An 11872-nucleotide genomic window follows, 5' to 3' on the forward strand; every position below is an offset into this window, starting at 1 on the left:
CTAAATCTGGAAAGTCTATAACCTCTTTCCATGGCCAGACTGTTTTTATAACTTCATTTGAGGAGTTTAAAAAAAAGGATTTCTACAACCTTTGATGTTTCAGGGTAAATGGGTGTTTTTGAACAAACAGTGGTTTGAAATTCAATGTTTTTGTTTTTCAATACAAGACCGTCTCTTGAATGAAATACTGATATTTCAAAATCAATAGTCCCTTTTTTGCATGGAATTTTTCCTTTTAAAAAATCCTTTTCCACTGAGAGATTTTTAAGGTCAACAAATATAATGTCAATATTTCCGAAAGTTTTGTAAATCTTTATTAAATCCTTTTCTGTTATCCTTTCCCGGCCTATTTTGTGGTTTTTTAGAAAGTCTGAGAATGCTTTGCGATTAATTACCTCTAATTTTGTGTTTTTTTTGATTTCTTCTTCAAGAAAGCCTGTAAACTCGTATGGAGTGTTTTCAGACGGTATAAAAACTACTCCGTCTGCTTCTGATTCTATTTCAGGGGAGTGAATAAGTTTTACTTCAAAACCCTTTGCAATGAATGGGATAGCAATTATAATTAAGACAACTATTATTTTCTTCATATTTTAAGTTTACCGCAATTGAAGTTTGAGGTGAAATTTTTTTAAATGTTTGTGTATAATGGTTGAGAGGTGAATAATGGATTTTATAGAGACAATACTTGCTGTTGCATTTGGATGGTACCTTTTTCAGAAGGTTGTATCAATTCTTACAGGCAACCCAACCTGAGTGGACAATTCCTGTAAGTATTACAGGGATGACGATTAGTCTTTTATCCTTTTTATGTGAGTTTCCCCATTGTATTCAAAAAATTCTATTAAGCCATCTTTTTCAAGTTTTTTTACAAGAGATTTGAGTTTACTTGTATTTATTGAAAGGCTGTCTGATAATTCCTGAATTGTACATGGCCTTATCCCGACGGTTTTTAAGACAACCTCTTTAAGCAACTCTCCTTTAAGGTGTTCAATTACACTGCCGTTTGATGAATAGTATTTTACAGGCTCTGCAATATCACCTAAAATATTTTTTAATTTGTTTATACTCTCTTCTGATGCGCTTTTTGCAAACCCTTCGGCAGGCGGCCTGAAAACAGTGTTTATCTGCACCTTATCTGGCTTTATTAAGTCTATTTTTTCTTTTATGTGCAAAAATTCTTCTTCCGTTGTATTTATTCCTTCAACCAACAACACTTCTAAAAGGTAATGCCCCTTAAATTCTTTTCTCATTTCAATTAATCCGTTTACATATCTGTTGTAATCTGAAAATTCTCTGTGTGGCCTGTTTATCTTTAAAAAGGTTTTTTCAGTTCCCGCATCTAAGGAAGGCACAAGGTAATTGCATTGCTTACAGTTTTCTCTTATTTCTTTTTTAAAAAGAAGAGAACCGTTTGTAAGAATAACAACTGGAATGTGTGTAATTTCCTTTATCCCTTTAATTAAATCCCCTAAACTTTTGTATAAAGTTGGTTCTCCGCTTCCTGCAAAGGTAATGAAGTCAGGTAAGGCTTTGTGGTTTTTTATTAACCACTCTTTTAATTCCTTTAAAACAACTCTATAATCAAAATCTATTAAATCTTTTTTTGGGGTACCTGTTCCCACTTCACAGTAAACACAGTTAAATGTGCAGTATTTTTGTTTCGGGAAAAGATCAATTCCCAATGACCGTCCAAATCTTCTTGAAGGTACAGGACCAAAGATATACTTCATTTTAGTTTTCCTTTACAAGTATTTTTGATGCCATTCCCCTGCCAATTGCAACTGTACTTCCATTTACATCAAGGAGAATGGGGCAAATTTTATCCTTTTTTTTGATTTTTATCTTTACCCCTTCTTGAATTCCAAGTTTATAGAGTTTTAATACAAAGTTTGACCCGCCATTGAAACTTACAATCTCAACTTCTTTGCCCTGTTTTGCATTTAATAAAGTTTCCATAAATACTCCTAAAAGATTATAATCCCTAAAAGCCTTGCTGCAAACCCTAAAATTGTTGCAAGGATTAGTGTTCCAAAAATTACATAAGTTGTCGCTTTTTTACCTGTTTCCCTGTATAGAACGGGGATTGTTGATATACACGGTATGTAAAAAAGGGTAAATACTGCATAGACAAACATTTGTGTGTGGGTCATCACTGTCCCAAGGTTATTTGTTCCAAGTGCCTGGAAAAGCATCATTAGTGATAATTCTTTTTTGAAGATTCCGAAAATTAGTGTTGTCCCCACCTTTTCAGGTAAGCCTAATAGATAAACAGTTAATGGCTTTAACGCAGAGTTTATTATAGTGTCAACAGAATAGTGTTCCATGTAAACCATAATAATACTTCCCACAATGAGAAGGGGAAGTACCACTGTAATAAAGTCTTTTATTCTAATCCAGGTTTTAATTAACACATTTTTTAAAACAGGCATATGGTATTCAGGGATTTCAAGAACAAGGCCTGGCACAAGTTTTTTGTCAATTCTGGTAAGGATTCTTCCTATTATTCCGATAACAAGAATGTTTACTATGTAAAGGGCTATTGCGTACCATTTCCCAATGTAAAAACCAACAAGACCGAAGATAATAACTGTTCTTGCAGAGCAGGGGATAAGTACGGATAATGCAGCGGTAATAACTCTGTCTCTTGTGTTTTCAAGGTTTCTTGCAGCCATTACGGCTGGGATAGAACAACCGTAACCTAATACAAAGGAGACAACAGCCTTGCCGTGTAACCCGATTTTATGCATTATAGAGTCTGCTAAAAATGCTATTCTTGCCATATAGCCTGTGTCTTCAAGAATTGCAAGGCCTATCAAGAATGGAACAATATAGGGGATAGCAATGCCTAAAGCACCTCCGACACCCTGCACCAATCCTATTAAAGTTAAAGATAGCATTTTGTTTGAAATAGATGTTTCAATGTATTTACTTAACAAGTCAAACTTATCAAGGATAAGGGTTTCAAAATGGGCTCCAACATTGAATATTATGGAGAATAGCCCGTAAATTACAGCAATAAGAATAATGTATCCCAAAAATGGATGGAGTACAAAGTTATCTATTTTGTCTCCCAATGATATTGTTTCTCTATTTTTTGAGAAGGTTGTTACCTGTTCAAATATGCTCATTGCAAGGTTGTGCCTTTCTGCAGCTATAACAAACTTCGCTTCTTTGCCGTGATGCTTTTCCAATTTATTTTTTGCTTTTTCAATGTGGTTTTTTATATTTTTATCGTATTTTTCAATTGTCTTAACATAGTATTTATCTTCTTCAAGAAGTCTTATGGCAATTGTTCTCGCTGGAATGCTTAATTCTTTTATTGCCTCAGATGGGATTTTTTTTGCAAGAGACTGAATTACATCCTCAACATCTTTCTGGAATTTAAGGGTAATTGAATTTTCTGGTACTTTGTTTTTATTTGCAGCCCTTATTACTTCAATAACCCCTCTTCCCCTTTTTGCAGATGTTGGGATACATGGTATGTCAAGCAATTTCTCTAATTTTTTTTCATCAACAAGTATTCCCTTTCTCTTTGCCACATCTATCATATTTAATGCAAGAACCATAGGCCTTTGAAGTTCAATCAACTCTATTGTTAATTCTAAACTTCTTGCAAGCACTGAAGAGTCTGCGATATTTATAATTGTTGCGTCTTTGTGCTTTACAAGGAATTTTTTTGCTTCTAACTCTGCCTTATCCTGCGGGATTAAGGAGTATGTACCTGGCAGGTCAACAATTTTGTAAATTCTTCCAAAAAGGTTTAATTCACCTTCCTGATAGGTAACGGTTGCACCTGGAAAATTTCCTGTTAAAGCTTTATATCCTGAAAGTGCATTGAAAAATGTGCTTTTTCCGCTGTTAGGTTGTCCAACAAGTATAAGGTTTTTCATTTCTCTTCTCCTATAATTTTTTGCAATAATTTAAGGCATTCCGTGTTTTTATTGAAAAATTTAACCATTTTTTTAAACTTTCTATATGTTTCTTCGTGTATAAAGTGTTCAAATGAACACGCATCGCGTTCCGCAATGTTTTGCTCTATTTGTAATATTGAACTTAAAAACTCAACTAAAAGGGTATGCTTTTTATATACCTGCTTTGCGAGGTTTTTACCTTTTTCTGTAAGTTTTATATTTCCATAGCTTTCATGCTCCACAAGTTCTTTTGCTTTTAGTTGCTTAATCGCCTGGTTTACAGAAGAAACCTTATAGTTAAAGAAACTCATTAAGTCTTTAACCCTTACTTCTCCCTTTTGCTTTTTAATAATTAAGATAGCCTCAAGGTAATCTTCCAGGCTTTTTGAAAGTTTTTCTTCCATTTTTGCCCCCTTTTTGTTTATAGGCATTACTATATTATATAGTCTAAACTATAAAGTCAAGTTTTTTTATACAATAATCTGGCATTGTTTTTGCTATAAAATAAGTGAAAAAAGAATTTTGGAGGATGAAATGAAAAAGGCAATTTTAATTTTAATGCTTTTGACAATCCCATTAATAATGTTTGCTGATACCTCAAACAATGAGGAGAATCTTTACGGCATAGGGGTCTCGTTTGCAAGGCTTGCTGATGTTGAGGGAAGTGTAAATGTTTACAGGGACTCCTATCAATTGGAGAAAGCAGATAAAAATTTACCTTTAAACCCTCTTGATGTCGTCAAAACAGCCCCTGACAGCAGGGCGGTAATTCAATTTATAGACGGCACTCTTTTAAAGATTGGGGAAGATACAAAGGTTGAATTTCTGGAAATTGATGGAAACAAGAGTTCTTTTGCAATGATTGTAAGGCTATGGTCGGGGAAAGTTTATTACGATGTTTCTGATTCTGAAGAGTTTGGGGATAGGACTTTTAGAATAGATACAAAAGATTCCACTATTTTTATTCTTCAGCATGGTCAGTACAGGATTGATAAAAATTCTTTTGAAACAGATGTTAAGGTTGTTAGCGGTAAAGTTGAAATAGATGTAAACGATGGGGCTAAACTTGTTCGTTCGGGAGAGGCTGCTATTGTAACAAATGATGGCAATATTCAGACATTTATATTCAATACCTTTGACAATGACGATTTTGATCTCTGGGCAGCAAATTCTTATAAAAGAAAGGTTGTTGTAAGCGAGAAGTATGTCCCGAGGGAAATAAAGCACTATGTTTATGAATTAGATTCTTACGGTACATGGGTTTACGATGATACTGTAGAAGTTTATGTGTGGAGGCCTTATATTGTTGAGACAGATTGGGTCCCTTATTCTTACGGAAGATGGGTGTGGTCTCCTTTTGGTATGACATGGGTTTCCTACTACCCATGGGGTTATGCTCCCTTTCACTATGGTTACTGGAATTTTTCCGTTTCCTTTGGCTGGGTCTGGGTTCCAGATGTGTGGTACTCTCCAGGATGGGTTACATGGACTTATTGGGATTCCTATGTTGGCTGGTATCCCTGCACTTACTACAGAGGAAGGGTTGTAAGGTACCCTGTAAGGTATAGAAGAGTGGTATATGCTCCTGTTGATAGATTTTACAGGAGAGGGGTAAGGTATAGAACTTCTCCTTTGCCTGCAAATAGAAGAATTGTTCAGGTTAGAAACCCTATACTTCCTGATCCTGTTGCTTTAAGAAGAAACCCCAGGGATGCAGTTGTAAGGGCATTGCGTAAACCTGTAACAAGGGAAGTAATAAACAGAAGGGTTGTTGAAATAAGGAAAAGGGTAAATTCTAATATTTCACATGAGAGAGTGACAACAATAGGTGGAGTTAGAAATAGAACAGTAATCACAGAAAGAGGGAATGTAAATTCAGGGAAAAGAGTAATTTCAACTGAAAGAAATAGGGTAATAAGAAATAGAGGGTCTTCTTCTAATTCAAGAGTGATAAGAGGGAATAGCCCTGTTATTAAAAATGATAAAAGAGATAATTCAAGAACAATTAGAGCTAAACCTCAAGTTATAAGAAACGAAAGAACTATTGAGAGGAATAATTTTAATAGAAATTCAACACCAGTTTACAGGCAGAATAAGGTTATAGAGAGAAATACATCCGAAAGAAGCACCACACCGGTATACAGGCAAAACAGGACAATTCAAAACAGAAGTACATCAGGGATTCCCACATACAGGCAGAGGACCATTGGAGAGAAAAAATATACAATTCCAAGGACAAATGACAGAACAATTATTAACAAAAACAGGAATTCTTCAATGGGTTCGAAAACTTATTCAGGTAAATCAAGGAGTTATTCAAGAAGTTCAAGAGGGTATTCTTCTAAAACTAAAAGTTATTCAAGTGGCTCTCATTCAAGGTCAATAAGGATTACCCCGAAAAGCTATTCTCCAAGGAGTTATTCTCCAAGGAGTTACTCAGGCGGTTCAAGAAGAACAATAAGAAGAAGATAAAAGAAAAGCGGGGTTTTCCCCGCTTTTTTTATGCCCATTTTCCTGTTTTCAGGTATTCATCTATTGCCTGTGCCGCTTTTTTCCCCTGTCCCATAGCGAGAATAACGGTAGCTCCGCCTGTTACAATATCTCCCCCTGCAAAAACCCCTTTTTTGCTTGTCCTACCTTCTTCGTCTATTTTAATAATTCCCCATCTTTTCACTTCAATATCAGGCTGTGTTTCCTGAATTAATGGGTTTGGTCCCTGCCCGATTGCCATAATTACAGTATCTACAGGAAATTCAAATTCACTTCCCTCTATTGGAATAGGCCTTCTTCTTCCACTTTCGTCAGGCTCCCCACATCTTGTTCTTATGCATTTTAATGCTTTAACCCATCCATTTTCATCTCCAATAATTTCAATAGGGTTGGTTAATAGGTTAAATTGCACGCCCTCTTCAATAGCGTGTTGTACTTCCTCTTCTCTGGCTGGGATTTCACCCTTACTTCTTCTGTAAACAATGTGGGTTTCTTTAGCACCTAATCTTAAGGCGGTTCTGGCTGCGTCCAGTGCAGTGTTACCGCATCCAACTACAGCTACTTTCTCCCCTATTTTTACCGGGGTGTCTGCTTCAGGAAACATATATGCCCTCATCAGGTTTACCCTTGTCAAAAACTCGTTTGCTGAATATACACCGTTGAGGTTTTCTCCAGGAATGCCCATAAAGTAAGGAAGCCCAGCCCCGGTGCCAATGAACACAGCATCAAAACCCTCTTCCTCAAGTAATTCATCAATTGTGTAAAGTTTTCCTATTATTGCTGAGGTTTTTATTTCAACTCCCATTTTTTTCAGGTTTTCAACTTCAATATCAACTATTCTTTTCGGTAATCTGAACTCTGGAATACCGTAAACAAGCACTCCTCCAGGTTTGTGTAGAGCTTCAAATATTGTAACCTTGTGTCCCTTTTTTGCAAGCTCTCCAGCACAGGTTAAACCAGCAGGGCCTGAGCCAATTATAGCAACCTTCTTCCCTGAAGGAGGGTCTATTTTAAAGTCTTCTTTTTTACCGCTTTCCATAAAGTAGTCTGCTGCAAACCTTTCCAGCCTTCCGATAGCCACAGGTTTAAACCTTTTCCCCATAATACAGAACTTTTCACACTGGCTTTCCTGAGGGCAAACCCTTCCACAAATTGCAGGGAGAAAATTGTATTTTTTTAGAGTGTAGTATGCTTCTTCAAACCTTCCCTCTCCTATATGCCTGATAAATCCGGGGATATCAATTCCTACCGGGCATCCTTCAACGCATAGAGGATTTTTACACTGAAGGCATCTGTAAGCCTCCTGTATTGCCAGTTCTGCTGTGTATCCTAATGCTACCTCTTTAAAGTTTCTTCTTCTCTCTTCCGGTTTTTGCTCAGGAATAGGGGTTCTTGGCCTCTTTGGCTGTGGTATCCACTTTTTATCAGGCATGACAACCTCCGCAGGGTTCTTTTTTCTTTAGTTCTTCAAGGAATTTTTTTAATGCTATCTCTTCCATATCTTTATACATTGCCTGTCTTTTTAAAAGCTCATCAAAGTTTACCTGATGGCCGTCAAATTCAGGGCCATCAACGCATACAAACTTTGTAACTCCTCCGACAGATACCCTGCATGCTCCACACATTCCTGTTCCGTCTACCATAATAGAGTTTAAACTTACCATAGTGGGGATATTGTACTTTTTGGTTAATAGGGAGACAAATTTCATCATTATCGCAGGACCTATCGCAAGAACAAGGTCTATTTTTTTGCCTGAATCTATTAAAGCCTGTAATTCATCTGTAACAAGCCCGTGTCTTCCCTTTGTTCCGTCGTCTGTAGTCTGATAAAATTCATCACTCACACTTTCCATTTCCTTTTCAAGTATAAAAAGGTCTTTATTCCTTGCCCCTAAAATTGTAATAATGTAGTTCCCTGTTTCCTTCATTTTTTTTGTTATAGGGTAGAGAGGGGCGGTTCCAACTCCACCGCCTATGCAAACAACATTTCCATAGTTAATGATATGGGTTGGTCTACCTAATGGGCCAACAACATCATAGATGTATTCCCCGGGTTTTCTTAACCCCATTTCAATTGTTGATTTTCCAACCTCTTGAAAAATTAGTGTAATTTCACCTTTTTCCGGGTCTTTGTCAGCAATTGTTAGTGGGATTCTTTCCCCTTTTTCGGTATTAATTACCATTACAAATTGTCCTGCTTTGTGTTTTTTAGCAAGAAGAGGAGCTTCAAGCACCATCTTTTTTATCTTTGGCGCTATCTCTTTGATTTCCTTGATTAGATACATTTTCCACCTCGCATTAAATTATAAATTCCCATTTTTAAAATTATCAAATTTTTACCTAAAACGGAAGGGAAAAAGAAAAATATCACATAAAAAGCTCGTTATTTAACCCAGTATGGGCAGGTGTTGTTTCCTTTTGATGTTAGTTTAACAACGTTACTTCCATTAATATTCATTGAGTATATCTGGTATTTCCCTGTTTTATTAGATTGAAATGCTATCCTTCTTGAGTCAGGGGAAAAAACAGGATTTTCACAAGAACCCATATCTCTGGTTAACTGGATATTCTCTCCAGTTGCAAAGACATAGAGATAAATCTGGAATTTCCCCTTTTTCATAGATGAGTATGCTATGTATTTTCCGTCTGGAGACCAGCAGGGCTGGTCATTGTAGGTGCCAACTGTTCTTATTTTTGTGATGTTTAACCCTTCAACAGTCATTGTATAAATTTGAGGAGAGCCATACCTGTCGGAGGTAAACACAATTGCCTTTCCGTTAGGTGAAAACTTGGGGGATGTATCGATAGCGGGACTTTTTGTTAGCCTTTCAATCTCTCCACTATCTATGTGAAAAAGATATATATCAGTGTTTCCGTTTTTAGATGCTGAAAAAACCATTAGCTTTCCATCCGGGGAAAAATCAGGGGTTGAGCCTATCCCTTCAGCATGATATATCCTTTTTATTTTCCCACCTAAAAAGTAGAGAAATAAATCAGGGTTATTATCTCTATATGATGTAAAGGCTATTATCTTTCTATCAGGTGATACAGCAGGGAAAAGCGTTGTTGAATTAAGTTTTGTAAGCTGTCTTATATTATCTCCATTGTAATCCATTATAAAAACTTCCCTATGTCCTGTTCTATCAGAAACAAAGGCTATTTTTGTGTTTGATATCCCCCTTGTGCCTGTGAAGGCAAAAACAATGTCGTCTGCAAATGTATGAATTAATTCTTTCTGGGAGTCTGTGCTGCCCTTGTACTGTCTTTTAAAAATCATTTTGCAGGATTCAAGGTCGGTAACTTTTCCGTATAGCACAAGCATATTGTTTTCCATTGATATTTCAACTTCTACAAGTATCTTTGCTTCAATTGACAGGAATTTTTTGCATCTGTTTTCTTTTTCATTTGTAACAAGGTTAATGGCGTAGTCTTTAATAGGTGAAAATATTCCTGATAGTTTTAAATCTCTAATTAAAATCTGCCTCATATCTTCTCTTTTTTCAAAATTTCCCTTAAACCTATCAACTGCAATGTTTATTAAACTATATCCCTTTGTTGACAGGTTGATTTCAAACTCCTGCTGACAAAAGGCGGGCAGGGTAAAGATAAATAAAAGCAAAAAAGCAATTTTTTTCATATGTCACTCCTCATAATTAAACCAGATATGAATTCCTATAAAATTTTCTCTAAACCCTTCTGGTAAGGGTGGTAAAGGGTTTGATTTTAAAACAGCCTCCAAAGCAAGCCTGTCAAGCCCGGGATTTCCGCTTGATACTTCCACTTTGGCATCCCTTATCTCCCCGTTTTTCATGATCTTGAAGTAAACCTTTACCTTTCCGCTTCCTGTGTATGTTCTTATCCAGTTATTGCCTATTTTATCCCTCACTATTGCAAGGTAGTATGCGTAATCAAAGCTTGTTGTGTCTAAATCCATTATTGAAGAGGCATTGCCTGAGAAACCTTTTTTGGGGGTTCCTGAGTGGGGGTTTTGGGTGTTGGATGTTGGGTACTGGGTGTTGGATACTGGGTGTTGGGTTTTTGGTTTTGAAGTTTTGTTTTTTTCTTTTTCGTGTTAATCCCTATTGCTTTGTTTTTGGATTTAGGTTTAGGCTTTTTAGGTTTTAGTTTTTGGCTTGTTTTGTGTGTTTCTACCTTTTTTGTTTTGGCTTTTAGATTTGATGATTTACCTCCAGTTGAAAGAGCGGGTAATGTTGCTATTGATACCCTATAAACCTTTGGTTTTTTTGTTTCTTTATACCTTGAGTAACCTGCATATAAGAATAGAAGCACAATGAAAAATGCGTGGATAAGCAGGGAAAATAGGGAGAATATCTTTGAGTCTTTTTCAATACTTTTTCTTTTTTCAATAAGGATGTTAATTGCTAATTTTGCCATTTTTTTCTTCTATCGGGTTGACCACAAGAGATACATTTTCAATGCCGTTTTTCTTTAACATGCCTAAAAGTTTAATAACCTTCCCATAGGGGACGGATTCGTCAGCCTGAAGGAATACCTCATTTTTAAGCTTTGCTATTTTTTTTATCTTTTCTTCAAAAATCCCCGGGTGAATTTCTTTGTCGTCAATAAAAATTTCCCCTTTTTTGGTCAGGGTAATAACAAGTTTGTTTGCTTCAATTGGTTTCCCTGCTGTTGTTTTAGGCAGGTTAATGTCTATCCCGCTTTTCATCATAGGGGCTGCAATCATAAAGATAATTAGCAAAACAAGTACAACATCAACTAACGGAGTAACATTGATTTCTGCAAGTTGTTTTCCCTTGTTGTTGTCAGGTGTTGCTCCCATTTATGAAAAATTCCTTTCCACTATGCCTAAGAATTCAAGGGTAAAATCCTCAATTTCAGCAGATATATCTTTAATCTGGTTTACAAAGTGGTTGTATCCCCATAAAGCTGGGATTGCAACAATCAAACCTGCGGCAGTTGTTATTAAAGCTTCTGCAATACCCGGTGCTACTGCAACCAAGGATGTGCTTTGGTGAACCCCTATTGCTTCAAATGCGTCTATAATCCCCCAAACAGTGCCAAACAACCCTACAAATGGGGCTGCTGCAGCGGTTGTTGCAAGAAAATTCAATGATTTTTCAAACCTTCCCACCTCGACAATCTTTGCCCTGTCTAAAACCCTTGCTATTGAATCAAGGCTTTTTATTTTAGGTTTCCCAACACTTGTTGGCTGGTTTTTTAGTTGAAAAGATAGCTCTGAAAAACCTGCAATAAACAACCCTGCCTGTGGGCTGTAAATAAAAGGCTTGCACGCTTCCCTTATTTCATTGAATTTGTTTGATGTCCTGAATATTTTTAAAAACTCCTTTGATTGTTTTCTTGCTTTTTTAAACTGCATTATTTTTTGAATTATTATTTTCCATGAGCCAATCGATAGTATTAGAAGCACAAGAATAACAAGCCTTGAAACAATCCCTGATTGTTTGGCAATCTCAATTATATCTAACATT

At 36.3% G+C, this 11872-nt stretch carries 13 protein-coding genes; 1 reads left to right on the plus strand and 12 read right to left on the minus strand.

Features of this window, described 5'->3' with window-relative positions:
- Window positions 1-53: 53 nt before the first annotated feature.
- The 5 genes from TTHT_RS10160 to TTHT_RS10180 form a co-directional block, all read right to left on the minus strand.
- Window positions 54-587, minus strand: coding sequence for a hypothetical protein (locus TTHT_RS10160; protein WP_201327870.1), 534 nt, complete (start codon window positions 585-587; stop codon window positions 54-56).
- A 201-nt stretch (window positions 588-788) separates the two neighbouring features.
- Window positions 789-1730, minus strand: a complete 942-nt coding sequence (locus TTHT_RS10165; RefSeq protein ID WP_201327871.1) for a radical SAM protein — start codon at window positions 1728-1730, stop codon at window positions 789-791.
- A 1-nt stretch (window position 1731) separates the two neighbouring features.
- Window positions 1732-1956 carry a FeoA family protein gene (locus TTHT_RS10170; RefSeq protein WP_201327872.1) on the minus strand — a complete coding sequence of 75 codons (225 nt, stop codon included), beginning with the start codon at window positions 1954-1956 and terminating at the stop codon, window positions 1732-1734.
- Between the two features lie 8 nt (window positions 1957-1964).
- Window positions 1965-3890, minus strand: a complete 1926-nt coding sequence (feoB, locus tag TTHT_RS10175; protein WP_201327873.1) for a ferrous iron transport protein B — start codon at window positions 3888-3890, stop codon at window positions 1965-1967.
- A complete protein-coding gene (locus tag TTHT_RS10180) occupies window positions 3887-4315 on the minus strand; it encodes a metal-dependent transcriptional regulator (protein ID WP_201327874.1) in 429 nt (142 codons plus the stop codon). Before TTHT_RS10180 ends, feoB begins: the two co-directional genes overlap by 4 nt.
- 130 nt (window positions 4316-4445) lie before the next feature.
- On the opposite strand from TTHT_RS10180, the gene TTHT_RS10185 reads away from it, so the two are divergent.
- Entirely contained in the window at window positions 4446-6383 is a 1938-nt protein-coding gene (locus tag TTHT_RS10185; RefSeq protein ID WP_201327875.1) for a FecR family protein, read from the plus strand.
- A 28-nt stretch (window positions 6384-6411) separates the two neighbouring features.
- On the opposite strand, the gene gltA is transcribed toward TTHT_RS10185, so the two are convergent.
- The 7 genes from gltA to TTHT_RS10220 form a co-directional block, all read right to left on the minus strand.
- On the minus strand, window positions 6412-7833 hold the full coding sequence (gltA, locus tag TTHT_RS10190; protein ID WP_201327876.1) for an NADPH-dependent glutamate synthase: 1422 nt from the start codon (window positions 7831-7833) through the stop codon (window positions 6412-6414).
- Window positions 7826-8686, minus strand: a complete 861-nt coding sequence (locus TTHT_RS10195) for a sulfide/dihydroorotate dehydrogenase-like FAD/NAD-binding protein (RefSeq protein ID WP_201327877.1) — start codon at window positions 8684-8686, stop codon at window positions 7826-7828. The genes gltA and TTHT_RS10195 overlap by 8 nt, the downstream gene beginning before the upstream one ends.
- A 98-nt stretch (window positions 8687-8784) precedes the next feature.
- The gene (locus TTHT_RS10200) at window positions 8785-10038 is read right to left on the minus strand and encodes a PD40 domain-containing protein (protein WP_201327878.1); all 1254 of its coding nucleotides are present in this window, start codon (window positions 10036-10038) and stop codon (window positions 8785-8787) included.
- Window positions 10039-10041: 3 nt separating this feature from the next.
- Window positions 10042-10335: an energy transducer TonB gene (locus TTHT_RS10205; protein WP_201327879.1), complete on the minus strand. Its 294-nt coding sequence runs from the start codon at window positions 10333-10335 to the stop codon at window positions 10042-10044.
- Window positions 10335-10796 (minus strand): hypothetical protein, encoded by a 462-nt coding sequence (locus TTHT_RS10210; RefSeq protein WP_201327880.1) that lies wholly within the window; start codon window positions 10794-10796, stop codon window positions 10335-10337. The genes TTHT_RS10205 and TTHT_RS10210 overlap by 1 nt, the downstream gene beginning before the upstream one ends.
- Complete coding sequence (locus tag TTHT_RS10215) at window positions 10777-11202, minus strand: biopolymer transporter ExbD (RefSeq protein ID WP_201327881.1); 426 nt, start codon at window positions 11200-11202, stop codon at window positions 10777-10779. The genes TTHT_RS10210 and TTHT_RS10215 overlap by 20 nt, the downstream gene beginning before the upstream one ends.
- Complete coding sequence (locus tag TTHT_RS10220; RefSeq protein WP_201327882.1) at window positions 11203-11871, minus strand: MotA/TolQ/ExbB proton channel family protein; 669 nt, start codon at window positions 11869-11871, stop codon at window positions 11203-11205.
- Window position 11872: the final 1 nt, after the last annotated feature.

The sequence above is a fragment of the Thermotomaculum hydrothermale genome, assembly GCF_016592575.1.
Taxonomy (GTDB): domain Bacteria; phylum Acidobacteriota; class Holophagae; order Thermotomaculales; family Thermotomaculaceae; genus Thermotomaculum; species Thermotomaculum hydrothermale.